Raw genomic sequence first — 24231 nt, 5'->3', positions numbered from 1 at the left:
AGGGCGCCGCCGTGCTGTCCACCCTGCGCATCCGCCACATCGGCGTGATCGACGACGCCCTGCTCGAGTTCGGGCCGGGATTCACCGCCCTGACCGGCGAGACCGGTGCCGGCAAGACCATGATCGTCACGGGCCTGACCATGCTGCTGGGCGGCCGCCTGGACCGGGGCCGCACCCGCGGCTCCAGCACCGTCGACGGGACCCTCGCGCTCGCCGGGCACGGGGAGCTCGCGGACGCGATGGACGAGCTCGGCGCCGAGGAGGAGGACGGCGAGGTGCTCGTGGTGCGCCGTCTGACCCGCGACGGCCGCTCCCGCGCCCAGATCGGCGGGGTCCCCGTCCCGATCGGGACCCTCGCCCGGCTCGTGGGCACCGCGGTCACCGTGCACGGCCAGTCCGACCAGCAGCGTCTGCGCGACCACGACGCACAGCGCGAGGCCCTGGACCGCTTCGGCGCCGCCGAGATCGAGCCGCTGCTCGAGCAGCACCGCACGATCTGGCGCGAGCGCACCGCCCTCACCGAGCGCCTCGCCGAGCTCGACGCCCTGCTCGCCGAGCGGGAGCGCCGCGGCACCGTCCTCACCGAGGCACTGGAGCGGCTCGAGCAGGCCGACCCCCAGGCGGGGGAGGACGACGCGCTGCGCGCCGAGATCGAACGGCTCGGCAACGCCGAGGAGCTCCGCGGCGCCGCCGGGCAGGCCGCGCTCGCCCTGGTCGGCGACGACGACGGCCCCGCCGCCGGATCCCTGCTCGACATCGCGGGGGAGGCCCTCGCCCGCGCCGCCCGCACCGACGGCACCCTCGTCCCGCTCACGGAACGGCTCGACGCGCTGCGGATCGAGCTCTCCGACATCGCCGGGGAGCTCTCGAGCTACGCCGACGGGATCGACGCCTCGCCCGGACGCATCGAGGAGGCCAACGAGCGCCTCCACGAGCTGACCGTCCTGGTGCGCGACCTCGGCGCCCTGCTGCCGGGCCAGGACGGCCCCGCCGAGGACGTCACCACCCTGCTCGAGACCTCCCGCACCGCGGCGCAGGAGCTCGACCGCTTCGAGGGCGCGGAGGAGGAGCGCGGCACCGTCGCGGCTCGCCTCGAGCAGCTCGAGACGGAGCTCGACGCGGCCGCCGCGGAGCTCACCGCGGCACGCACCGAGGCCGCCGGCGCCCTCTCCGGCGCGGTCCAGGAGGAGCTGCGCCACCTCGAGATGCCCGATGCGGAGATCCGGGTCGACGTCACGGGGCGTGCCCACCGCTCCCACGGCCGGGACGAGGTCGCGATCCTGCTCGCCCCCCATCCCGGCGCCGACCACCTCCCTGTCGCGCAGGCCGCCTCCGGCGGCGAGCTCTCCCGCGTCATGCTCGCCCTCGAGGTGGCGCTGGCCTCCTCCCGCAGCGACCGCACCGCCGCCCCCGTGTTCGTCTTCGACGAGATCGACGCGGGCATCGGCGGGCGCGCCGCCCTCGCCGTCGGCCAGCGCCTCGCACGCCTGGCCCGCCACGCCCAGGTCATCGTCGTCACCCACCTCCCGCAGGTCGCCGCGCACGCCTCCACCCACCTGCAGATCGTGAAGACCTCGCAGGACGGTGCGACCAGCTCGACCGTGGAGACCCTGGACCGGCCGGGGAGGATCCGCGAGCTCGCCCGGATGCTCGCCGGGGACGACGCCTCCGACGTCGCCCTCGCCCACGCCGAGGAGCTGCTGGACGAGGCCGGACGGGCGCAGCGATGAGCGCGGCCCGCACCGAGGGCGTGGCCCGGCTCGGCAAGCGCACCAAGGACCTCACCAAGCGCCTCCGCCCCGGCGAGATCGCGATCATCGACCACGAGGACATCGACCGGGTCGCCGCCGAGGCGCTCGTCGAGCGGGAGCCGGCCGCGGTCCTCAACGTCGCCGCCTCCACCTCCGGCCGCTACCCCAACGCGGGCCCGCGCATCCTCGTCGACGCCGGGATCGTGCTCGTCGACTCCCTCGGGAACGAGGTCTTCGAGGGGATCCGCGACGGGGAGCGGATCACCGTCGAGGACGGGCGGGTGCTGCTCGAGGGGCAGCCGATCGCCGAGGGCGCCCGGCAGGACGACGCGAGCGTCACCGCCTCCCAGGAGGCCTCCCGTGAGGGACTCTCCGAGCAGCTCGAGCTGTTCGCCGAGAACACGATGGAGTACATGCTCCGCGAGCGGGACCTGCTGCTGGACGGGATCGGCGCGCCCGAGGTCGCCACCCGCATGGACGGCCGGCCGGTGCTGATCGTGGTGCGCGGCTACCACTACAAGGAGGACCTCGCGACCCTCAAGCCCTTCCTGCGCGAGAACCGCCCGGTGATCATCGGGGTCGACGGCGGCGCGGACGCGGTGCTCGAGGCCGGGTTCCGCCCCGACATGATCATCGGCGACATGGACTCCGTCTCCGACCGGGCCCTGCGCTCCGGCTCCGAGCTCGTCGTCCACGCCTATCGCGACGGCCGCGCCCCCGGGATGGAGCGGCTGGCGGAGCTGGGGCTGGCCGAGGGCGCGGTCTCCTTCCCCGCCTCGGGCACCAGCGAGGACATCGCCATGCTGCTGGCCGACGAGAAGGGCGCCTCGGTCATCGTCGCCGTCGGCACCCACGGCACCCTCGAGGAGTTCCTCGACAAGGGCCGTGCCGGCATGAGCTCGACCTTCCTCACACGTCTGCGCATCGGTTCCAAGCTCGTCGACGCGAAGGGCGTCTCCCGCCTGTACCGTCAGAGGATCTCCACCTTCCAGCTCGTGCTGCTGGCGCTGGCGGGTCTGGCCGCGCTCGCCGTGGCGCTCTGGGCCACTCCGGGCGGTCAGGCGCTCGTGCAGATCCTCTTCGCCCGCCTCGACGGGCTCCTGTCCTGGTTCACCACGCTGTTCACACCCCGGGCCACCGGGTCGTAGGAGGGTCCCGACCCCGTGATCGACTTCCGTTACCACCTCGTCTCGCTGATCTCCGTGTTCCTCGCGCTCGCCGTCGGCATCGTCCTCGGCGCCGGGCCGCTGCGCGAGAACCTGGGCGACCAGCTCGCCGGTCAGGTCGAGCAGCTGCGCACCGAGCAGGAGCAGCTGCGCACCGAGGCCGAGCAGCTCGCCGGTGAGAACGACCAGCTCTCCTCGTTCATCACCGAGGTCGGGCCGGAGCTCGTGGACGGCACCCTCGAGGGGCAGCGGATCGCGATCCTCACCGACGACGACTCCACCCGCGCCTCCACCGAGCGGATCACCTCGCTGCTGGACGCGGCCGGCGTCGAGCAGACCGTGCACGTCGAGCTGCAGAGCGCGCTGTGGGAGCCGGGACAGGAGCAGGCGCGGACCGAGGCGGTCGCCGCGGCGGAGCAGATCGCGCCCGAGGCGCTCAGGGCCGTCGGAGGAGAGGAGCTCACCGACTCCGAGCGCCTCTCCGCGCTGATCCCCGAGCTGCTGGCCGGCGGCGAGGGCGATCCCCTGGACGAGGAGCTGCGCGGGCAGCTGTGGCAGGTGCTCATCGAGCACGGGATGGTGAGCGTGGACGGCGGGGCGCCGGGCACGGTCGACGGGGTCGTGCACGCGAGCGCCGCCCCCGAGGAGCTCGCCGTCGACACCGACGACGACCAGGCCGCCGCCGAGCGCGCCCAGGGCCTGCTCGCCTCCCGCACCAGCATGCTCACCGCCCTCGCCGGGACCGGCCTGCCCGCGGTGGTCTCCGCCGTGACGCCCGCCAACGACGCCTCCACCGGCATCCTGCGCACCGTGCGCGGGGAGGCGACCTACGACGCGCTGTCGACCACGGACCGGCTGCAGGAGCCCGACGGGCCGGTCCTGTCCGTGCTCGCGCTGGTCGAGCAGACCCGAGGCGGCTCCGGCGCCTACGGCACCACGGCCGATGCCGCCGAGCGTCTCCCCGCCCTGCCCGAGACCGCCGCGGTCGGCACCGAGGGCGACGGCTCCGGGGGTGACGGCACCGAGGGCGGGGCCGCACCGTCCGACGGCGGGGGAGCGGAGTGATCGCCGCGCTGCGCGCCGAGCTCGCCCGCACCAACTTCGCCGGACGCGAGGTGAGCCTCGCCGAGGGTGCGCTCGTGGTCGCGGGCACCTGCGCCCTCGCACGGCGCACGGGCCGCCCCCTGGACCTCCTCGCGCTCGCCGGGATCGGCGGGCTCGGGCTGCTCGACGACCTGCTCGAGCCGCATCAGCGACGCGCCGGCCGCCCGGTCTCCAAGGGGCTGCGCGGGCATCTCGCCTCGCTCCGCTCCGGCCGGGTGACGACGGGGGCCACGAAGGCGCTCGGCATCCCCGCCCTCGCGCTGCTCGCCGCGGCGGGCGGCCCGGCCCCGCGCGGCGGCGCTATGGTCCCCGTGGACGCCGCGCTCACGGCGGGCTGCGCGAACCTCGTGAACCTGCTCGACCTCCGCCCCGGCCGTGCGCTCAAGGCCGTGCTGCCACCCGCCGCCCTGCTCGCGCTCACGGCCGGGCAGGACGAGCGCGCCCGCAGCGGTGCGAGGCTCGCCGTCGCGGCCCTGCTGCCCGGGGCGCTCGCGCTGCCGGCGGACCTGCGCGAGCACGGCATGCTCGGCGACGCGGGCGCGAACGTGCTCGGCGCCGCCGTGGGCGCCGCCGCGACCCGCACCCTCCCGGCCCCTGCCCGTCTCGCGCTGCTCGGCGGGGTCGTCGCGCTGACCCTGGCCAGCGAGAAGGTGAGCTTCAGCGCGGTCATCGACCGCACCCCGGCGCTGCGAGCGCTGGACCGCGCAGGCCGGCTGCCCGTGCCCTCCCGCGCCGTGGACGGCTCCGCCGGCCCGGGGACGACCGACGGGCCCGCCGCGCCGTCGGAGCCGCCGAGGTCGTCCAGCGACCCGGACGACGCGGAGGAGGCACGATGACCGGGACCGGGACCGCACCGGAGGCGCGGCCAGCGCCCTCGCCCCGCAGCGGCCGCATCGCCCGCTCCGTGCTGCGCGGCGCGGGGATCATCCTGATCGTCACCGTGTTCGCACGGATCGCGGGCTTCGTGCGCTATCTCGTGTTCGGCGCGAGCGTGGGCGCCGGCGACGTGGGCACCGCCTACACCACGGCCAACATGCTCCCCAACGTGCTCTTCGAGATCGTCGCGGGCGGGGCGCTCGCCGCGGCCGTCGTGCCGCTCATCGCGGGCCTCGTGCCCGAGCGGGACCCCGAGGAGACGGTGGGGACGGCCGACGTGCCCGTGCCTGCGCCAGCCGCCGGGACGACCGCGGTCCCGGAGCCGTCCACGGCGACGCCGGAGCCCACGACCCCGGCCCCCGGCTCATCGGCGTCGCCGCAGAGCGCCTCCTCGCCCGACTCGCCGACGCGCCCCGTCCCCGCCGGTGCGGCGCTCGCCGACCGGATCGTCTCGGCGCTGCTGACCTGGACGGTGATCGGCACCCTGCTCCTCGCCGCGCTCGTGATCGCCCTCGCCGAGCCGCTCTCGCAGCTGCTGCTCGCCTCCGACCAGACCGGGGCGGCCGGCGTCGGCCTCGGCGCGACGCTGCTGCGGATCTTCGCGGTCCAGCTGCCGTTCTACGGGATCTCCGTGGTGCTGGCCGCCTACCTCCAGGCCCGGCGGCGCTTCCTGTGGCCGGCGATGATGCCGCTGCTGTCCTCCCTGGTGGTGATGGCGTCCTATCGCGTCTACGCCCTGCTCGTGCCGTCGGTCGCGACGGTCTCCACCATCGACGGCGCCGCCGTGCAGTGGCTCGGCTGGGGCACCACCGCCGGGGTCGTCGTGATGGCGCTGCCCGTCGCGATCGCCTCCGCCCGGGCGGGGCTGCGCGTCCGCCCCGCGCTGACCATGCCCGCCGCGCACGCACGGCGCGCCCTCGCCCTCGGCGGAGCGGGGCTCGGGGCGGTCGGCGCCCAGCAGATCGTGCTCGCCCTGGTGATGCTGCTGGCCATGCGCGCGGGCGGCGTCGGCACCCTGCCTGTGTTCCAGTACGCCCAGGCGCTCTACCTGCTGCCCTACGCGGTGCTGGTGGTGCCGCTGGTGACCTCCGTCTTCCCGCACCTGTCCGAGCTGCGCCTGGTCGGGGACGTCACCGGCTTCGCCCGTGTCGCCGCCGTCTCGGTGCGCACCGTCATCGGCGTGTCCGTGGTCGGGGCGGCGATGCTCATCGCGGCCGGCCCGGCGCTGGGCCAGTTCTTCCGCCACATCGACCGGGCCGAGGCGACCGGGGTGGGCTCCGCGACCGCGGGCCTCGCGCTCGGGCTGGTCGGCTTCGCCGTGGCGACCCAGTGCACCCGCATCCTCTCCGCGGCGCTGCGCGCCCGGGACGCGCTGATGGTCGGCGCGGTCGGCTGGGGCATCGCCCTGGTCGCCCTGCTCGTCCTGGTGCTGCCCAGCCCGGTCCGCTCCGCCGCGGAGGCGGCCACCGCCTTCGCCCTCGCGATCGCGGCCGGCATGGCGGTGGGCGGCCTGGTCGGTCTCTCCCGCATCTGGGACATGCTCGAGCACGGCGGCCACGAGCGCCAGGTGCGCCGCACCGCCCTCGCGGTCCCCGTCGCCGTGCTCGTCGGGGCGGTGCCGGGACTGCTGCTGGGCCGTCTGCTGATCACGGTCGACACCGGCGAGGTGCTCACCGTGCTCTACGGCATCCTGTGCGGGCTGGTCGCGGCCGTGCTCTCCTCCGCGGTGCTCGGCGCGGTGGACCGGGAGCTCGCCGTCGGCGTGCTGCGACGCCTGCGGAGGGCGGGCTGATGCGCGTCCTGCTCGTGCGCCCCACCGCCAGCGGGGGACTGGCCGCGCACGTCGACCAGGAGCTCGCGCTGCTCGAGAGCGCAGGACGACGCGTCGCCGAGGCGCCGGTGCGGATCCGCGAGCGCCCCAGCCCCCGGGAGGACGCCGCGACCGTGACGGCGCTGCGCCGGATCGTGCGCGGCGCCGGGGAGCCCGTCGCCGTCCATGCCCACGGGCTGCGCGCAGGGGCCCTGGCCGCCCTGGCCGTGCCCCGCCGGGGCGGGCACCGGCTCGTGGTCACCCTGCACAACCGCACCGTCGGCGGGGTCCCCGCCCGAGCGATCGGCGCCGCGCTGCTGCGGCTCCTCGCCCGCCGGGCCGACACCGTGCTCGCCGTCTCCCCGGACCTCGCCGAGGACGCCCGCCGCGCCGGCGCGCGCGACGTGCGACACGCCGTGATCCCCGCCCCGCGGCGCCCGGAGGAGGCGGGGGAGCAGCGCTCCGCGAGCGACGGGACCGGCGCCCGGGAGGCGACCGGGCCGGGAACGCCCGTGGCCCTCGTCGCCCTCGTCATCGCCCGGCTCGCCCCGCAGAAGGGGCTGCACGACCTGCTCGACGCGGCGGCTCTGCTGCGCGGCGAGGAGGTGCGGATCCTCGTCGCGGGCGACGGTCCGCTGGAGCGTGAGCTCACCGCCCGCATCACCGCGGAGGACCTCCCCGTCGACCTGCTCGGCCGTCGTCAGGACGTCCCCGACCTGCTGCGCCGCGCCGATCTGGTGCTCTCCGCCGCCCGCTGGGAGGGACAGCCCGTCGCCCTCCAGGAGGCGCTCCTGGCCGGCCGCGCGATCGTCGCCACCGACGCCGGCGGCACCCGCTGGGTCACCGGAACGGCCGCGCACCTGGTCCCCGTCGGTGACGCGGAGGCGCTCGCCGCGGCGGTCAGCACGCTCCGCGCCCCGCTCGCACGGCGCCGCGCCGAGACCGCCTCCCGGCGGCGGGCCCGCGAGCTCCCGCGTGCCGAGGATCTCCTGGCCCAGCTCGAGGAGATCCTCGCCCCCGCACCCCGTCGATGGTAGGTTGGCCGTCCGTGGCAGACACGAGCGCGAGCGCACCCCAGACCGGCACCGGCCCCATCCCCCGGATCGGGGCGGCCGCATCGGCCAAGCCCTTCCGCAACGAGGGCACCACCAAGCACATCTTCGTCACCGGCGGTGTCGTCTCCAGCCTCGGCAAGGGACTGACCGCTTCCTCCCTCGGGATGCTCCTGCGCAACCGCGGGCTGCGCGTGACGATGCAGAAGCTCGACCCGTACCTCAACGTGGACCCGGGCACGATGAACCCCTTCCAGCACGGCGAGGTGTTCGTCACCGAGGACGGCGCCGAGACCGACCTCGACATCGGCCATTACGAGCGGTTCCTCGACGAGAACCTCTCCGCGAACGCGAACGTGACCACCGGCCAGGTCTACTCCACCGTGATCGCCAAGGAGCGCCGCGGCGAGTACCTCGGCGACACCGTGCAGGTCATCCCGCACATCACCAACCAGATCAAGGAGTCGATGCGCTCCCAGGCCGGTGACGACGTGGACGTGATCATCACCGAGGTCGGCGGCACCGTCGGCGACATCGAGTCCCAGCCCTTCCTCGAGGCCGCGCGCCAGGTCCGCCAGGACATCGGCCGCGAGAACGTGTTCTTCGTGCACGTCTCCCTGGTGCCCTTCATCGGCCCGTCCCAGGAGTTGAAGACCAAGCCCACCCAGCACTCCGTCGCCGCACTGCGCAGCATCGGCATCCAGCCCGACGCGATCGTGCTGCGCGCCGACCGGGCGCTGCCCGCCTCCGTGAAGTCCAAGATCTCCTCGATGTGCGACGTGGACATCGACGCGGTCGTCACCTGCGCCGACGCCCCCTCCATCTACGAGATCCCGCTCGTGCTGCACGGCGAGGGCCTGGACGCCTATGCGATCCGGCGCCTGGACCTGCTCAGCCACGACGTGGACTGGAGCCAGTGGGAGGAGCTGCTGCGCCGCGTCCAGCATCCCGCCTACGAGGTCACCGTCGCCCTGGTCGGCAAGTACGTCGACCTGCCCGACGCATACCTCTCGGTCACCGAGGCGCTGCGCGCCGGCGGCTTCCACCACAGCGCGAAGGTCACGATCCGCTGGGTCGAGTCGGACCTGTGCGCGAGCGAGGACGGGGCCCGCGAGCAGCTCGCGGACGTCGACGCGATCGTCGTCCCCGGCGGCTTCGGCGTGCGCGGCGTGGACGGGAAGGTCGGCGCGCTGAGCCACGCCCGCACCCACGGCCTGCCCGCGCTGGGCCTCTGCCTGGGCATGCAGTCGATGGTGATCGAGTACGCCCGCACCGAGCTGGGCCTGACGGGGGCGCACTCCACCGAGTTCGACCCCGACACCGCCCATCCCGTCATCGCGACCATGGCCGAGCAGGAGGACATCGTCTCCGGCGCCGGGGACCTGGGCGGCACCATGCGGCTCGGCTCGTACGACCACACCCTCGCCGAGGGCTCCCTCGCCGCCGAGGTGTACGGCACCACCGAGGTCGCCGAGCGGCACCGTCACCGCTACGAGGTCAACAACGCCTATCGCGACCGGCTCGAGCAGGCGGGGCTGCGCATCTCCGGCGTCTCCGAGCTGACCGAGGACCACTCCCTGGTCGAGTTCGTGGAGCTGCCCGCAGAGGTGCACCCGTTCTACATCGGCACCCAGGCCCATCCCGAGCTGAAGTCCCGCCCCACCCGCGCCCATCCGCTGTTCGCGGGTCTGATCGGGGCGGCGCTCGACCTCCAGAAGGCCACCCGCCTGCTCGAGGTGGAGCCCGACGGGACCGTGCCCGAGCTCGCCGAGCGCGAGGACGACCAGGACCAGCAGGACTGAGACCCGCGCGGGCGCGCCGGGACCTCCCCTCCCGGCGGCCCGCGACGACCGAGGACGGAGCGGCGATGACCGACGGCACGACCCAGCACCCGCAGCACGGCGGCGAGGACCCGCTGCGCGACGACGCGGACCTCCGCCCCGTCGCCGCGCACCGCACGGTGCACGAGGGGATGGTGTGGGACCTGGTGCGCGACACGATCGACTTCGCGCCGGGCGTGCGCTTCGACCGCGAGTACATCCGACACACCGGCGCTGTCGCGGTCCTCGCCGTGGACGAGGCCGACCGGGTGCTGCTGATCCGCCAGTACCGCCATCCCGTCGGCCACCGGCTCTGGGAGATCCCGGCGGGGCTGCTCGATCTCGCCGGCGAGCCGCCCCATGTCGCGGCCGCCCGCGAGCTCGCAGAGGAGGCCGGCTGCGAGCCGGTGCGGATGTCCACCCTGGTGGACCTCCGCCCGAGCCCCGGCGGCAGCGACGAGGTGATCCGGGTCTACCTCGCCGAGGGCGTGCGCGAGAGCGAGGAGGAGTTCGAGCGCGTCCACGAGGAGGCGGAGCTGATCAGCCGCTGGGTGCCGCTGGGCGAGGCCGTCGCCGCAGTGCTCGAGGGCAGGATCACCAACGGCACCACGGTCGCCGCGCTGCTCGCCCTGCAGGCGCTGCGCGGCGGGGGATCCCCCGCGGTCTCGCTGCGACCCGCCGACGCGCCGTTCATGGAGCGGCCCGGACGGGACTGAGCGGGCGCTTCCCGGGTTCAGACGGACTCGACGAGCGCCCGGTGGATCACCGGCGCGGACTGCTCCGCCTGCCAGGGACGGGCGCCCAGGTCGCGCAGCGCCTGCTCGACCTCCGCCTCGGTCCCGGCCTGCTCGTGCTCCCACACCCACTGGCGCAGCAGCGCGGGCTGGAGGAGGTTCTCCGGCGGCATCTCGAGATCCTCGGCGCGCTCGTTCACCGCGGCGCGCACCAGCTGGTAGCGCTCGGCCACTTCGGGATGCTTCTTGGCCCAGAGCTTGTGGGGCGGGGGATAGGACCGCTCGGAGCGCTCCGGCAGATGCGAGGCGGGCAGCTCGATGCCCGAGCGGGCGACCTGCCACCAGCGGTCCTTGTGCCGCATCTTCGACGGCAGCGCCCGGTCGAAGGCCTCCCTCCCGCGCGGCGCCTCCTTCGCGGCGGCGACGAGGTCGCGGTCCTTGATCACCCGGTGCGGGGAGAGGTCCGCCTCGCTCGCGAGCTCGTCGCGGCGGGTCCACATCTCCCGCGCCGCCGCGAGCTGCCGCACGGTGCGCAGGGCGCCCAGGCCGTGCAGCCCCCGCCAGCTCGAAGAGCGGGTGGGACCGTGCTCGCGGGTGCGCTCGTGGGCGAACTCCTGGGCGGCCCAGTCCGCCTTGCCCGCCTCCTCGAGGCGCTGCGCCAGCACGTCCCGCACCTGGACCAGCACCTCGACGTCGAGCGCGGCGTAGACCAGCCAGCTCTCCGGCAGCGGCCGCTTCGACCAGTCCGCGGCGGAGTGCTCCTTGGCCAGGCGCAGCCCGAGGGTGTCCTCGACCACCGCGCCGAGCCCGACCCGCTCCATGCCCAGCAGCCGCGCCGCGAGCTCGGTGTCGAACAGGCCGCCCGGGTGCAGGCCCAGCTCCGCCAGGCTCGGCAGATCCTGGCCGGCCGCATGCAGCACCCACTCGCGCTCGGCCAGAAGGGTGCGCAGCGTGCCCGGCATCGTGAACGCCAGCGGGTCGATCAGTGCGGTCCCGGCCGCCTCGGTGCGCAGCTGCACCAGATAGGCGCGGGAGCTGTAGCGGTAGCTGGAGGCGCGCTCTGCGTCCACCGCGACCGGCTCGGCGGGATCGGAGGCCGCCGCCTCGCACCAGGCCAGCAGCGGCTGGATGCGGTCGATCACGGGCACGAGGCCGTCGCGGGGCGCGGTGAGGTCGCGCAGCTCGGGTCCTGCGGCGGGAGTGGTGGCGGTGTCGTGGGGCATCTGGGTGCTGGCTGCGCTGTCCGTGGTCTCGAGGGGGCGGGGGCGGCGAAGGCCGCGCGTGCGGGTGCGGCGGCGGGAGCGGGACGCCGCAGGATCGGCGTGATCGGCGGGGGAGGCGTCGCTCGCGGCGTTCACCGCAGCTCCCCGTCGTCCTCCGCGGTGCGGGGCGCTCGCGCATGGTGGGTGGGCGCGATCGCCGAGATCTGCGGGGGCGCCGGGGGCAGCCCTCCGGCGGCGGCGAGCATCGCGGTCCAGGCCGCGAAGTGCGGGGCGAGGGCGAGGTCCCCGTCTTCGGAGGGCTCCGGCGTCCACGACACCCGCATCTCGACGTCGACCGTGGAGGGCCGTGAGGCGAGCGCGCCGTAGGACTGCGAGACGACGCGGGTCGCTGTGCAGCCGAGCTCCCGGGCGTCGGCGTCGTGCAGCTCGAGGGACTCGGTCACCCAGGACCAGGCGACGTCGCCGAGCATCGACTCGATCGCGAACTCGGGCTCGAGCTGCGCCTGGACCAGCGCGACCATCCTCGAGGTGCCGTCCCAGGACTCCTGGCCGGCCGGGTCGTGCAGGACCACCAGTCGACCGGAGGCGAGCTCGTCGTCATGGACCAGGATCTCCCCGGTGCAGGCCCACGTCGAGGGCGCCATCCGGGATGGGGCCGGGATGGTGCGCCATGTGAACTCCGGGCGATGGGGAGCGCTGGTCATGGCGTCGATGGCGGCGCGGAAGGTGTCGTCGCCGGTGCGGATTCGATGGACGGACACGCAGGGAGGCTATCCCCGGCGTGCTCGTCCGCCCGGCAGGCGCGCCGGGGTCAGCCGCGGTCGGCGGCGTCGTCGCTGTGCAGCAGGCTGATCGAGTTGATGCAGTAGCGCTGGTCGGTGGGGGTGGGGAAGCCCTCGCCCTCGAAGACGTGCCCGAGGTGCGAGCCGCAGTTCGCGCAGCGCACCTCGATGCGGCGCATGCCGAGGGAGGTGTCCTCGAGCAGCTCCACCGCGTCGGCGTCGCCCGGGGCGTAGAACGCCGGCCAGCCGCAGTGGGCATCGAACTGGGTCTCGGCGGTGAACAGCTCGACGCCGCAGGCGCGGCAGGCGTAGGTGCCGGCGGGACGCACCTCCTCGTACTCGCCGCTGCCGGGGCGCTCGGTGCCGCCCTGGCGGAGCACCTGGTACTCGGCGGGGGAGAGCCGCTCGCGCCACTCCTCCTCGCTGATCGCGACCGGGTAGGGGCGGGTGCCGATGGGATCGGTGGACATGATGCCTCCGCTCTGCGGCGCCTGGCGCCGCCTGGGGCCGCGGACCGGCAGGGACGGGCTCGTCGCCGCCGGCGCGGACGGGTGTTCTCAGGGTCAATGGTAGTGCGTCGATAGGATGCGCGATATGACGCGCGACCTCTTCCGGAACCGTCCGACCACGGCTGTGACCCTTCGCGAGCGGCTCCTGGCCGCACGCCCTGACCAGGCGCGATGGTCCCACGTGGCGGGCTACGGGATCACCGGGGCCGCCGGGGCGTTCGCGCTCAGCGCAGGGCTGCTCACCGTCGGCGCCCGGGTCATGGCCCGACTGCCGCTGGTGCCGCGGGAGAGCCTGCGCGGGCGGCCGGACGTCACCGTCCGCGCCGTCCACCCCGACCGGGTGCACCTCGACGCCTCCGCGACCACGCGGCGCGACGGGCTGCTGGCGCTGCGCCAGTCCGGCGGGACCGTGCACGTGCGGCTCGGACCGGTCGCCGATCACCCCACGCAGACCACCGTCTCCCGGCCGCTGCTCGCCCGCGACACCGACGAGCCGCTCCTCGTGGACCGGGCGAAGTCCAACGGCTTCTTCTGGGCCGGCACGCCGCAGACGGCGCACGGGCTGGGGACGGAGGAGGTGGAGATCAGCTCGCCCGTCGGCCCGATGCCGGCGTGGCTCGTGCGGCCCGACGAGGCCGAGGGGTCCGTGCCGGGGCAGGAGGACACCTGGGCGATCCTGGTGCACGGCCACGGCTCCGCCCGCGGCGAGGCGCTCCGCGTGATCCCGCTCCTGCACCGACTGGGGCTGACCAGTCTCACCATCACCTACCGCAACGACGTCGGCGCCCCCGCCTCCGCGGACCGGATGCACCACCTGGGCTCGGCCGAGTGGGAGGACACCGAGGCGGCGATCGAGTACGCGGTGGCCCAGGGCGCCCGGCGCCTCGTGCTGGTGGGCTGGTCGATGGGCGGGGGGATCGTGCTGCGCACCTCCGTGCGCTCGGCCCACCGCGACCTCATCGAGGCCCTCGTGCTCGACTCCCCGGCCGTGGACTGGCAGGACATCCTCGTCTACCACGCCACCGCGCTGAAGGCCCCCGCCCCGATGCGGCGGCTCGCGATGTGGATGATGACCTCGAGCATCGGGGCGCGGATGGTGCGCCTGCACGAGCCTCTGGCGCTGCACGAGATGACCCCCGCCTACTACGGCCGTCACCTGCGCCACCGCACCCTCCTCTTCCACGCCCTGGACGATGCGACGGTGCCGCCCGCCCCGAGCCGGCATCTCGCTGCGCTGCGGCCGGACCTGATCGAGTTCGAACCCTTCGAGGGCGCCTCCCACACCCGCGAGTGGAATCGCGACCCGGCCCGGTACGAGCGGCTGCTGGCCGACTTCCTCGGCGATGCGCTCGGTCTGGGGGAGCAGGCCGCCGCGCTCGAGGTGCCGGTGCGCGATCCCGCTGCGCCCGCGCTCGAGGGATCGATCGGGCTGCGTCTCTGAGCGGTCGAGCCCCGAGGGCCCCGGTCGCGCCCCGACCGGGCGTGCTCAGTCCCGCCGGTAGCGCGACAGCGTCGCGCCCTCGCCCAGCAGCAGGGACTCCAGCGTCCAGCGCGTCTGGTGCGGGGCGCCGTCGAGCACGCGCGGGGAGGGTCCGCCGACGGTGCGGTGCGCGGTGGTGAAGCACAGCTCGTCCAGCAGCTCCGCCTCCGCCAGCCGGGCGAGGGCCGACGGTCCGCCCTCGGCCTGGATCAGCCGCATCCCCCGGGCGGCGAGCACCTCGACCGCCTCCTCCGCGGAGTCGGCGGCGAGCACCTGCGCGGCGGGCAGGCCCGAGCGCTCTGCCGCCTCTCCCGCCCCGGCCGACGGAGTGAGCAGATAGGTCGGCTGATCGGGGTCGACGTAGTCCGGCAGCTCCCCGCTGCGCGACCAGATCGCGAGCGCAGGTCGCGGGGCGCCGCCAGGACGGAGGGAGGGCCGCAGCAGGTCCTCGCGGCCGCGCACGCCGCGGTAGTCCTCCGCCCGCACGGTCGCCGCCCCCACGAGCACCACGTCGGCGAGCGCCCGCAGCACGGAGAACAGGAACGAGTCGTCGGGGTCGTGGAGCGAGCCCGAGGTCCCGTCGGCCCCCGCGATCGCGCCGTCGATCGTGGTGGTCATCATCGCGCGCACGTGCACGGCGCCCGGCGGGAGCTCCGGGGCGGCGTACAGCGCGGCGAGCGCGCGGGCGCCCTCGGCGTCGGCCGGGACGGGCACGGGGGAGGGCAGCGGGGCGCCGTCGCGCAGCAGCAGGTGCACGGGGACTCCTTCGCACAGGACGGGCGGGACGGGACATGCCGCTCCGGAGCATGGCCGGAGGGTGTGTCCTCGATCATCGCGCACCGGGGAACCGCCCGGGGCACGGCACGCGGTGCGGGATGCGCCCTACACTGACCGGCGTGACCGACTCCCTCTGCGACCGTCGCCCCGAACCGACCCTCGAACGACTGCTCGCGGACCTCGTGCCCCCGCCCCGCTTCGCGCAGGCGCGCCTGGAGAACTACGTCCCCGACCCCGCGCACCCCTCCCAGCAGGAGGCCAAGGAGCGCGTCTCCGCCTTCTCCGCCGCCCTCGACCGGCCGCGCGGCGGATTCCTCTCCCGGCTGCGCCGACGCAGCGAGGCGGCCCGCGGCATCTACCTCGACGGCGGCTTCGGCGTGGGCAAGACCCACCTGCTCACCTCGCTCTTCCACGCGGTCGAGGGGGAGAAGGTCTACGGCACCTTCGTGGAGTACACCGACCTGGTCGGCGCGCTCGGCTTCCAGAAGGCCGTGGACCTGCTGGGGGCCTCGCGCCTCGTCTGCATCGACGAGTTCGAGCTCGACGACCCCGGCGACACCCTGCTCATGACGCGGCTGATCCGGGAGCTCTCCGACCGGGGCGTCTCCATCGTCGCGACCTCCAACACGCTCCCCGACGCGCTCGGCGAGGGTCGCTTCGCCGCCCAGGACTTCCTGCGGGAGATCCAGGCGATGGCCGAGCGCTTCGAGGTGCTGCGGATCGACGGCGAGGACTACCGGCGCCGCGACGGGGTCGCCGAGATCTCCGCCCTGCCCGAGCAGGAGGTGCGCGAGCACGCCGCGGCGCAGGACGGCGCGACCCTCGACGTCTTCGACGAGCTGCTCGCGCATCTCATGCGCGTCCACCCCTCCCGCTACGGCGCCCTGATCGACGAGGTCGCCGCCGCGCACCTCACCGGGGTGCACGGGCTCACGCACCACCACGACGCGCTGCGCTTCGTGGTGCTCGTGGACCGGCTCTACGACCGGGAGGTCCCGGTGCTCCTCTCCCTCGCCCCGGCGGGCGGCGCGGACGCCGACGGCCGGGCCGCGGCGAGCGAGCCCGGGGACGGTGTGCTCGAGGACCTGTTCTCCGCCGAGCTGCTGCGCTCCGGGTATCGCAAGAAGTACCTCCGGGCGCTGTCGCGCCTGGCCTCCCTCGCCCGGGACGGGCTCGTCCTCAGCCGCTGAGGCGCGCCCCGCGCAGCACGGCCGCTCCCGCACCGTCCAGGTGCACGCCCCCGTCCTGTCCGTGACGGAGCGGCCCGAAGGAGCCCAGCACCTCCTCGGCGTGGAGCACCCGCCCGTCGGCCGCGGCGAGCGCGCCCGGGCCGAGGTGGGCGAGCACCGAGAGCTCCCCGCGATGCATCAGCACCGTCTCCTCGGCGAGCACCTCGACGCGGGTCGCGGCCAGATCGCCCGAGCGCAGCGCCTCGTGCGCGCGGCGCATCGCGATCAGCTCCCGGTACCACTCCAGCATCCGCCCGTGCTCGCCCTCGGCGCGCTCCTCCCAGCGCAGCTGCGAGCCGACGAAGGTCGAGCGCTGCTGCGGGTCGGGCACCTCCGCGGCCCAGCCCATCGCCGCGAACTCCTCGGCGCGGCCGACGCTGACCAGGGGCCCGAGCTCGTCGTCGTGGTCGGTGAAGAAGGCGAAGGGGGTCGAGGCCGCCCATTCCTCGCCCTGGAAGAGCATCGGCGTGCCCGGGCCCAGCAGGATCAGCGCGATCGCGGCGGCATGCGCGCCCGAGGATATGCCGTGGTGGATCCGGTCGCCGGCGGCGCGGTTGCCGACCTGGTCGTGGTCCTGCAGGAAGGTGACGAAGGAGTGGCCGTCGTAGTCGGGGGAGGCGGGGTCCACCGGCGCGCCCCACACCCGGCCGCGGAAGCTCGAGTACGTGCCGGCGTGCAGGAAGATGCCCGGCAGGACGGCGGCGAGCACGTCGGCGTCGCCGAAGTCGGCGTAGTAGCCGGCGCGCTCGCCGGTGGCCCAGGCGTGCACGGCGTGGTGCACGTCGTCGGCCCACTGCATGTCCATCCCCAGGCCTCCCGCGCCCGTCGGTGTGACGGTCGCGGGCTGGTTGCGATCCGATTCGGCGATCAGGGCGAGGGGGCGTCCGGTCTCCTCCTGCCAGGCGGCGACGGCGCCGGAGAGCTCGGCGAGGAAGTGCGGAGTGGAGTCGTCCTTCAGCTCGTGGACAGCGTCGAGCCGCAGCCCGTCCAGCCCCAGCTCCACCAGCCACTGCCGGGCGCTTCCCAGCAGGAAGTCGCGCACCTGGCGGGAGCCGGGCTGGTCGAGGTTCACCGCCTCGCCCCAGGGCGTCTCGTGGCGGTCCGTGAAGTACGGGCCGAACATGCCCAGGTAGTTCCCCGAGGGGCCCAGGTGGTTGTGGACCACGTCCAGCACGACGGCGAGGCCGCGGTCGTGGGCGGCGCGCACGAAGCGGGCCAGCGCCTCCGGCCCGCCGTAGGCGGAGTGCACGGCGTACAGCCCCACTCCGTCGTAGCCCCAGCCGCGCTCGCCGGGGAAGGTCGCCAGCGGCATCAGCTCGACCGCGTCCACGCCGAGCTCGACCAGCGCGTCGAGCCGCTCGATCGCGGTGTCGAGGGTGCCGCCGGCGCCGTCCGGACCCGGGGCGAAGGTGCCCACGTGCAGCTCGTAGAGCACGGCCCCGCGCAGGTCCCTGCCCTCCCATCCCGGTGACGGCGCGAGCGCCTGCGCGTCGACGACCTCGCTCGCGGCGTGGACGCCGTCCGGCTGGGACAGCGACCGGGGATCCGGCAGCCACAGCTCCCCGTCGTCGAGTCGGAAGGCATAGCGCGCCCCCGCCACGGGCGCCGGGTCCGACAGCTCGAACCATCCCTCCCCGGCCGGGGCCATGGTGTGCACGGTCCCGTCCACGCGGATCTCCACGGCGTCGGCCGACGGGGCCCACACGCGATAGCGGTCCATCCCGCCGAGCGGGGTCCGGGGCTGCGGCGGCGTCGAGGGGCGGGGGGCGGCAGTCATCGCGTCTCCTCCAGGGGGTGGGGGACCGGCAGGGCACCGGTCGGGGTGGCGCCGACGCGCACCAGCAGCGCGACGGGGCTGTCGTCCAGCAGCTCGACCAGCGGGACCATCCCGCCCTCGTGCTCCGCGCCGCCGAGCACGTCGCGCCAGCGGCCCTCGGGCAGGCCGATCCGGCTCTCGCCCCAGCCGCCGCGCTGGGCGAGCCCGTGCGCGAGCCGGGTGACGACGGTGACCACCTCGACCGGCCCCTCGCCGCACGCGCGGCCGAAGGCGACGGCATGGCCGGTCGTGGTGGGCAGCGGGTGGTAGGCGGCGTCCCGGCCCTGGAACAGGTCCGGCCGCTCCCGGCGCAGCACCAGTGCACGGTGGGTCAGCCACAGCTTCTCGTCGCCGATCCCCTCGGGACGGGCGCCCTCGATCATCCGTCCCAGGCGGGCGGCGTGCGCGGCGTGGTCGACCTCGCGGCGGTTGTCGGGGTCCACCAGGGAGAGGTCCACGCTCTCGTTGCCCTGGTAGACGTCGGGGACGCCCGGCATTGTGAGCTGCACGAGCTTCTGGCCGAGGATCGCGGCGCGCTGCACGGCGGCCGTGCGCCGGGTCCAGTCGGCGAGGATCGCGGCGACCTCCTCGGACTCCAGCGCCGCTCGCCCCAGGGCCTGCACCTCGCGCTCGTACTCGGCGTCCTGCTCGGTCCAGGTGGTGTGGGTCTTCGCCTCGCGCATCGCCTTGGCGAGATAGCCCTCGAGCCGGTCGGCGTCCAGCGGCGCGGCCCCGGAGCCGGGCAGCTCCCAGCAGGCGGCCAGGGTCTGCCACAGCAGCAGCTCGATCGCCCCGTCGACCCGGTCGCCGCGATGCGCGGAGGTCGCCCGATCCAGGTCCTGCACCACCAGCGCCCACTCGAGCGGCTGCTCGGTGAGGACGGCCAGGCGCGCCCGCACGTCCTCGCTGCGCTTGGTGTCGTGGGTGGACAGGGTGGTCATCGCATCGGGCCGGGTGCGCACCATGTGCAGGGCGTGGTCGTGCAGCACATCCGACTCGACCCCGATCCGCTCCGGGTCCGAGCCCACCTCGTTCACGGCCAGGAAGCGGGTGTAGCGGTAGAACGCGGTGTCCTCGAGCCCCTTGGCGTGGACGGGGCCGCAGGTCTGCGCGAAGCGGACCACGACCTCGTCGCGCTCGGCGCTGCGGCTGCGCCCCGCGCTGCCCGCCTCGTCCCCGCACACCAGGGCGACGACCAGCTCGAGGGTCGCGGCGAGGTCCTCGTCGTCCCCGAGCCGGGCCTGTGCCCGCGCCGCGGCCTGCTCGATCACGGCCCGCTCGGCGCCGGGGGCGGGCTCGCCCGGGACGATGTAGGCGCGGTAGCGGTCCATCGAGGTCAGCAGCGCGACGACGACCTTCTGGATGTTGCGCCGCGTGGTGTCGCGCAGGCGGATGTCGTCCTGGCAGATCCCGTGGATCAGCGCGGTCAGCCGTTCGATCTCGGCCCACAGGCTGGTGGTGACCACGAGGTCCGTGGACTCGGCGGCGACCTCCTCGAAGGGGCGCAGGTCACCGGTGCGCCGCTGCCACAGATGGGTCAGGCCCAGCGCGCCGTGCGGGTCGTGGAACAGGCCCGTCACCCGCCACAGCGCGTCGTAGCCGGTCGTGCCCGCGCAGGGGAAGTCGCCGGGCAGGTGCTCCTCGCCCTCGAGGATCTTCTCGATCACGGTCCAGGCCCCGTCGGTCGCGCGCTCGAGATCGCGCAGGTAGCCGCGAGGATCGGAGAGGCCGTCGGGATGGTCGATCCGGTAGCCGTCGATCACGCCCTCGCCCTGCAGCTGCAGCAGCGTGCGATGGGTCGCCTCGAACACGGCGGGGTCCTCGACCCGCACCGCGGCGAGGGTGTCCACGTCGAAGAAGCGCCGGTAGTTCAGCTCCTCGTCGGAGACCTTCCAGTACGCGAGCCGATACCACTGGCGGTCCAGCAGATCGGCGAGCCCGAGGTGCTCGGTGCCGGCGGCGACGGGCAGCACGTGGTCGTAGTAGCGCACCACGGTCTCCTCGGCGACCGACCCGTCGGCCTGCGGGACCTCCTCGACGCCCATCGTGATCTCCCCGTCGGCGAGGACCGCCCCGATGGGCCGTCCCAGCACCGGCACGAGCACCGAGCGCTCGCCGGAGAGCTCGAGGTCGAACCACTCGGCGAAGGGGGAGGCGGTGCCGTCGCGCAGCACCGACCACAGTGCCCGGTTGTGCCAGATCGGGGTCGGGATCGACATGTGGTTGGGGACGACGTCCACGACGATCCCCATCCCGTGGGAGTGGGCGGCCTCGGCGAGGCGGTGCAGCGCCTCCTCCCCGCCGATCTCCTCGCTGATGCGGGTGTGGTCCACGACGTCGTAGCCGTGGGTCGAGCCGGGCGCGGCCTGCAGCACGGGGGAGCAGAACAGGTGCCCCACGCCGAGCCGGGCGAGATAGGGCACGATCTCCGCCGCGTCGTCGGCGGTGAAGCCGGCGTGCAGCTGCAGGCGGTAGGTCGAGGTCGGGACCCGGCGCACCGCGGGCTGGGCCCCGGTGACGGCGGGTCGGGAGCGCCGGGACGGCGTCTCCCGGGTCGTGGGACGGGGACCGGTCTCGAGGCTCACTGCGGGGCTCTCCTTCTTGTGGGTCAGGCGCGGACCGTGCGCTCGAGGTCGTCGGCGGCGCGCTCCTCGTCCTCGCCAGTCTCCGGGGGCCGCATGAGGATCAGCATCGAATGGCCGGGGCGGACGACCTGCTGGCCGGCGTCGAAGACGGAGCCGACGTCGATGGTGTCGCCCGTGCCGAGCACGACCTCCCACTCGGCGCCGTACTCCTCGCCGGGCAGCACGACATCGACGTCGTTGCCGGAGGCGTTGAACACCACCAGCGCCGAGTCGCCCTCGATCCGTTCGCCGCGGGAGTTGGGCTCGGGGATCGCGGAGCCGTTGAGGAACATGGTCAGGCACTTGTTCTGAGGATCGTTCCACTCCTCCTCGGTCATCGGCTCCCCGTCGGTGCCCAGCCACTCCACGTCCTTGAGCACGGAGCCGGCGTCCTCGCGCACCACGCCCTGCAGGAAGCGGCGCCGGCGGAAGATCGGGTGCTCGCGGCGCAGCGCGATCATGCGCTGGGTGAACCAGAGCATCTCCTCCTGGTGCTCGTCGAGCTCCCAGTCCACCCACGACAGCTCGTTGTCCTGGCAGTAGGTGTTGTTGTTGCCCTGCTGGGTGCGTCCCATCTCGTCGCCGTGCAGGATCATCGGCACGCCCTGGCTGACCAGCAGCGTGGCCATGAGGTTCTTGGCCCGGCGCTTGCGCAGGGCGAGCACGGCCTCGTCGTCGGTGTCGCCCTCGACTCCCGAGTTCCAGGAGCGGTTGTGGCTCTCCCCGTCGCCGCCGCCCTCCTGATTGGCCTCGTTGTGCCGCTCGTTGTATGAGACGAGGTCCCGCATCGTGAACCCGTCGTGGGCGGTGACGAAGTTGATCGACGCGATCGGAGTGCGGCCGGTGTGCTGGTAGAGGTCCGAGCTGCCGGCCAGGCGCGAGGTGAAGTCGCCGACGGTGCCCGGCTCCGAGCGGTGGAAGTCCCGCACCGAGTCGCGATAGCGGCCGTTCCACTCCGACCACAGCGGCGGGAAGCCTCCCACCTGGTAGCCGCCCTCGCCCAGGTCCCACGGCTCGGCGATGAGCTTGACCTGGGAGATGATCGGGTCCTGCTGGATGATGTCGAAGAAGGCGGAGAGCCGGTCCACCTCGTGCAGCTCGCGCGCGAGGGTCGAGGCGAGGTCGAAGCGGAAGCCGTCCACGTGCATCTCGGTGACCCAGTAGCGCAGCGAGTCCATGATCAGCTGCAGCACGTGCGGGGTGCGCATCAGCAGCGAGTTCCCGGTGCCGGTGGTGTCGTAGTAGTGCGCCTCGTCGCCCTCGACCAGGCGGTAGTAGGCGCTGTTGTCGATGCCGCGGAAGCACAGGGTGGGGCCCAGGTGGTTCCCCTCGGCGGTGTGGTTGTAGACCACGTCGAGGATGACCTCGATGCCCGCCTCGTGGAGGTTCTTGACCATCTGCTTGAACTCCTGGACCTGCTGGCCCAGATCGCCCGCATAGGCGTACTCGTTGTGCGGTGCGAAGAAGCCGATCGTGTTGTAGCCCCAGTAGTTGCGCAGCCCCTTCTCGACGAGATGGCCGTCCTGCACGAACTGGTGGACCGGCATCAGCTCGACCGCGGTGACGCCCAGCTCCTTGAGGTGCTCGATCACGGCGGGATGGCCCATCGCGACGTAGGTGCCGCGGATGTTGTCGTCGATCTCCGGGTGCAGCATCGTCAGGCCCTTGACGTGCGCTTCGTAGATCACGGTGTCGTGGTACTCGTGCGCCGGCGGATGGTCGTTGCCCCAGTCGAAGAAGGGGGAGACCACGACCGAGTGCATGGTGTGGGCGGCAGAGTCCTCGGTGTTGCGCTTCTCGGGATCCTCGAAGTCGTAGCTGTACAGCGAGGGATGGTTGCTGGCCATGCCGGCGATCGCCTTCGCGTACGGGTCCAGCAGCAGCTTCGAGGGGTCGCAGCGCAGTCCTGCGCTGGGGTCGAAGGGCCCGTGCACGCGGTAGCCGTAGCGCTGGCCGGGCTGGACCGCGGGGAGGTAGACGTGCCACACGAAGGCGTCGACCTCGGTGACCTCGATGCGCCGCTCGGCGCCGTCCTCGTCGAACAGGCACAGCTCCACCCGCTCGGCCGCCTCGGAGAAGAGTGCGAAGTTGGTGCCCGAGCCGTCGAACGTGGCGCCGAGGGGATACGACTTACCTGTCCAGATCTGCATGGCCCCACAGTAATGCGCGCGGGCGGGCTGGGATCGGTGCGCGGCGAGGCGGGCCCGATCGTGATACTTCCGCGGGGCCGGACACGGCACAGGAGGGGACGGGGTCGCCGCCGGGGCAGGGGACGAGAAAGGCCCCGGCCGGAGCCGGGGCCTTGCATGGTGGGCGATACTGGGATCGAACCAGTGACCTCTTCCGTGTCAGGGAAGCGCGCTACCGCTGCGCCAATCGCCCGTCGCGCCGGAGGCGCGGGGGAGGGATGGAGCGGACGACCGGATTCGAACCGGCGACCCTCACCTTGGCAAGGTGATGCTCTACCAACTGAGCTACGTCCGCACATCGGCTGGGCCGACGAGGAGTTACCTTAGGCGCGTCCCGACCCCCGGCGCAAACCCGGACGGCGTTCAGTGTCCGAGGTCACGGGCGGCAGGGTCGGGGTGTGCGGAGTGCTCGTGTCGGCCGGTCGGCCGGGGCTTCGGGGCGCGAGGGGCGCGGACCGCGCCCGCGCTCCGCCCTCGCGCCTCACGGGCGCGGCGCGCCCGTGCAGTCGGATCGGCGGCGCGTCCGTGCGATCGGATCGGGGGGGGGGGCGATGGGGTCCGGGTGCCGGCGGGGCCGGAGGGTCGGCTCGTCGGGTCCGACGCCGCTCCGACCGACCGGGACGCAGGTCACATCCAGAAGTGGCGCGAGCACCCGTCGGGAGCATGTAAGCTTCTTCAAGTCCGATCGAGAGAGCGGACATCACCTCAGGGCGATTGGCGCAGCGGTAGCGCGCTTCCTTCACACGGAAGAGGTCACTGGTTCGATCCCAGTATCGCCCACGGCAGGATCCTCGGATCGCTGTCCTGCGGACGTAGCTCAGTTGGTAGAGCATCACCTTGCCAAGGTGAGGGTCGCCGGTTCGAATCCGGTCGTCCGCTCCGGGGGAACGGCGCTCCCGACCTCGCGTCGGGAGCGCTGTTCCGTATGATGCGTGAGCATCACCCGGTGGGTTGGCCGAGAGGCGAGGCAACGGCCTGCAAAGCCGTGTACACGGGTTCGAATCCCGTACCCACCTCGAACGGCACCCGTCGGTGCCGTCCCGGGCGATTGGCGCAGCGGTAGCGCGCTTCCCTGACACGGAAGAGGTCACTGGTTCGAACCCAGTATCGCCCACCCCCAGCAGAAGAGCCTCGGCCCCCCGGCCGGGGCTCTTCTGCGTCCGCGGAGAGGCGCCCCACGCCGGGTCCCGCAGCCGGGGCCCACCGGGCCCTCGGTCCCGGTGCGCGGCCTCCGAGGTCTCTAGGCTCGACGGTGACGAGACCGCCGTCACGTCACCCGCCGCGCCGAC

Annotated in this window: 17 protein-coding genes and 6 tRNA genes; 14 read left to right on the top strand and 9 right to left on the bottom strand. The window is 74.0% G+C overall.

All coding sequences use genetic code 11. The features are described from left to right. Positions 1-11 precede the first annotated feature (11 nt). The 8 genes from recN to DEU31_RS10325 all read left to right on the top strand — a co-directional run bounded on the left by recN (position 12) and on the right by DEU31_RS10325 (position 10295). Positions 12-1730, top strand: coding sequence for a DNA repair protein RecN (gene recN, locus DEU31_RS10360; RefSeq protein ID WP_133677036.1), 1719 nt, complete (start codon positions 12-14; stop codon positions 1728-1730). Further along, positions 1727-2899, top strand: a complete 1173-nt coding sequence (gene steA, locus DEU31_RS10355) for a putative cytokinetic ring protein SteA (RefSeq protein ID WP_133677035.1) — start codon at positions 1727-1729, stop codon at positions 2897-2899. Before recN ends, steA begins: the two co-directional genes overlap by 4 nt. Positions 2900-2914: 15 nt before the next feature. Beyond that, positions 2915-3982, top strand: coding sequence for a copper transporter (locus DEU31_RS10350; protein ID WP_133677034.1), 1068 nt, complete (start codon positions 2915-2917; stop codon positions 3980-3982). Then, entirely contained in the window at positions 3979-4857 is an 879-nt protein-coding gene (locus DEU31_RS10345; protein WP_133677033.1) for a hypothetical protein, read from the top strand. The genes DEU31_RS10350 and DEU31_RS10345 overlap by 4 nt, the downstream gene beginning before the upstream one ends. After that, positions 4854-6689, top strand: coding sequence for a lipid II flippase MurJ (locus tag DEU31_RS10340; RefSeq protein WP_133677032.1), 1836 nt, complete (start codon positions 4854-4856; stop codon positions 6687-6689). The genes DEU31_RS10345 and DEU31_RS10340 overlap by 4 nt, the downstream gene beginning before the upstream one ends. Beyond that, positions 6689-7744 (top strand): glycosyltransferase, encoded by a 1056-nt coding sequence (locus DEU31_RS10335; protein WP_133677031.1) that lies wholly within the window; start codon positions 6689-6691, stop codon positions 7742-7744. Before DEU31_RS10340 ends, DEU31_RS10335 begins: the two co-directional genes overlap by 1 nt. 11 nt (positions 7745-7755) lie before the next feature. Beyond that, positions 7756-9561, top strand: a complete 1806-nt coding sequence (locus DEU31_RS10330; protein WP_133677030.1) for a CTP synthase — start codon at positions 7756-7758, stop codon at positions 9559-9561. Positions 9562-9626: 65 nt separating this feature from the next. Then, the gene (locus DEU31_RS10325) at positions 9627-10295 is read left to right on the top strand and encodes an NUDIX hydrolase (RefSeq protein ID WP_133677029.1); all 669 of its coding nucleotides are present in this window, start codon (positions 9627-9629) and stop codon (positions 10293-10295) included. Between the two features lie 17 nt (positions 10296-10312). On the opposite strand, the gene DEU31_RS10320 is transcribed toward DEU31_RS10325, so the two are convergent. Genes DEU31_RS10320 through msrB form a run of 3 tightly spaced genes read right to left on the bottom strand, consistent with a single transcriptional unit; the run spans position 10313 to position 12788 of the window. After that, positions 10313-11671 carry an HRDC domain-containing protein gene (locus DEU31_RS10320; RefSeq protein WP_166649460.1) on the bottom strand — a complete coding sequence of 453 codons (1359 nt, stop codon included), beginning with the start codon at positions 11669-11671 and terminating at the stop codon, positions 10313-10315. Continuing rightward, the gene (locus DEU31_RS10315) at positions 11668-12297 is read right to left on the bottom strand and encodes a DUF3000 domain-containing protein (RefSeq protein WP_010552383.1); all 630 of its coding nucleotides are present in this window, start codon (positions 12295-12297) and stop codon (positions 11668-11670) included. Before DEU31_RS10315 ends, DEU31_RS10320 begins: the two co-directional genes overlap by 4 nt. 50 nt (positions 12298-12347) lie before the next feature. Next, positions 12348-12788, bottom strand: a complete 441-nt coding sequence (gene msrB, locus DEU31_RS10310; RefSeq protein ID WP_133677028.1) for a peptide-methionine (R)-S-oxide reductase MsrB — start codon at positions 12786-12788, stop codon at positions 12348-12350. Between the two features lie 124 nt (positions 12789-12912). Here msrB and DEU31_RS10305 point away from each other — a divergent pair, with 124 nt between their 5' ends. Beyond that, entirely contained in the window at positions 12913-14268 is a 1356-nt protein-coding gene (locus DEU31_RS10305; RefSeq protein WP_133677027.1) for a prolyl oligopeptidase family serine peptidase, read from the top strand. Positions 14269-14313: 45 nt separating this feature from the next. On the opposite strand, the gene DEU31_RS10300 is transcribed toward DEU31_RS10305, so the two are convergent. Then, on the bottom strand, positions 14314-15063 hold the full coding sequence (locus DEU31_RS10300) for a dihydrofolate reductase family protein (RefSeq protein ID WP_133677026.1): 750 nt from the start codon (positions 15061-15063) through the stop codon (positions 14314-14316). 140 nt (positions 15064-15203) lie between these two features. Here DEU31_RS10300 and zapE point away from each other — a divergent pair, with 140 nt between their 5' ends. Beyond that, complete coding sequence (gene zapE / locus DEU31_RS10295; protein WP_133677025.1) at positions 15204-16274, top strand: cell division protein ZapE; 1071 nt, start codon at positions 15204-15206, stop codon at positions 16272-16274. Here zapE and treZ read toward each other — a convergent pair. The 5 genes from treZ to DEU31_RS10270 all read right to left on the bottom strand — a co-directional run bounded on the left by treZ (position 16264) and on the right by DEU31_RS10270 (position 23237). Continuing rightward, positions 16264-18090 carry a malto-oligosyltrehalose trehalohydrolase gene (gene treZ, locus DEU31_RS10290; RefSeq protein ID WP_133677024.1) on the bottom strand — a complete coding sequence of 609 codons (1827 nt, stop codon included), beginning with the start codon at positions 18088-18090 and terminating at the stop codon, positions 16264-16266. The genes zapE and treZ overlap by 11 nt on opposite strands. Continuing rightward, entirely contained in the window at positions 18087-20714 is a 2628-nt protein-coding gene (gene treY, locus DEU31_RS10285) for a malto-oligosyltrehalose synthase (RefSeq protein ID WP_133677023.1), read from the bottom strand. The genes treZ and treY overlap by 4 nt, the downstream gene beginning before the upstream one ends. 23 nt (positions 20715-20737) lie before the next feature. Then, positions 20738-22903, bottom strand: coding sequence for a glycogen debranching protein GlgX (gene glgX, locus DEU31_RS10280; RefSeq protein WP_133677022.1), 2166 nt, complete (start codon positions 22901-22903; stop codon positions 20738-20740). Positions 22904-23060: 157 nt separating this feature from the next. Then, positions 23061-23135, bottom strand: a tRNA-Val gene (locus tag DEU31_RS10275). A 26-nt stretch (positions 23136-23161) separates the two neighbouring features. Next, positions 23162-23237, bottom strand: a tRNA-Gly gene (locus tag DEU31_RS10270). A gap of 413 nt (positions 23238-23650) precedes the next feature. Here DEU31_RS10270 and DEU31_RS10265 point away from each other — a divergent pair. From DEU31_RS10265 to DEU31_RS10250, 4 genes are all read left to right on the top strand, one after another. After that, a tRNA-Val gene (locus DEU31_RS10265) sits at positions 23651-23722 on the top strand. A 26-nt stretch (positions 23723-23748) separates the two neighbouring features. Then, positions 23749-23821, top strand: a tRNA-Gly gene (locus DEU31_RS10260). 66 nt (positions 23822-23887) lie between these two features. Then, positions 23888-23958: transfer RNA gene (locus DEU31_RS10255), tRNA-Cys, on the top strand. Between the two features lie 26 nt (positions 23959-23984). Continuing rightward, a tRNA-Val gene (locus DEU31_RS10250) sits at positions 23985-24056 on the top strand. Positions 24057-24231: the final 175 nt, after the last annotated feature.

Origin of the sequence: Brachybacterium sp. AG952, from assembly GCF_004362645.1 — a bacterium.
Lineage (GTDB): Bacteria > Actinomycetota > Actinomycetes > Actinomycetales > Dermabacteraceae > Brachybacterium > Brachybacterium conglomeratum.
This window is presented reverse-complemented; position numbering and strand designations above follow the sequence as displayed.

What these genes read in the sequence shown, in the direction of transcription:
- glgX (WP_133677022.1), bottom strand. Translation starts at nt 22,903, where the DNA reads ATGCAGATCTGGACAGGTAAGTCGTATCCCCTCGGCGCCACGTTCGAC.
- DEU31_RS10305 (WP_133677027.1), top strand. Translation starts at nt 12,913, where the DNA reads ATGACGCGCGACCTCTTCCGGAACCGTCCGACCACGGCTGTGACCCTT.
- DEU31_RS10335 (WP_133677031.1), top strand. Translation starts at nt 6,689, where the DNA reads ATGCGCGTCCTGCTCGTGCGCCCCACCGCCAGCGGGGGACTGGCCGCG.
- steA (WP_133677035.1), top strand. Translation starts at nt 1,727, where the DNA reads ATGAGCGCGGCCCGCACCGAGGGCGTGGCCCGGCTCGGCAAGCGCACC.
- DEU31_RS10325 (WP_133677029.1), top strand. Translation starts at nt 9,627, where the DNA reads ATGACCGACGGCACGACCCAGCACCCGCAGCACGGCGGCGAGGACCCG.
- msrB (WP_133677028.1), bottom strand. Translation starts at nt 12,788, where the DNA reads ATGTCCACCGATCCCATCGGCACCCGCCCCTACCCGGTCGCGATCAGC.
- DEU31_RS10340 (WP_133677032.1), top strand. Translation starts at nt 4,854, where the DNA reads ATGACCGGGACCGGGACCGCACCGGAGGCGCGGCCAGCGCCCTCGCCC.
- treZ (WP_133677024.1), bottom strand. Translation starts at nt 18,090, where the DNA reads ATGACTGCCGCCCCCCGCCCCTCGACGCCGCCGCAGCCCCGGACCCCG.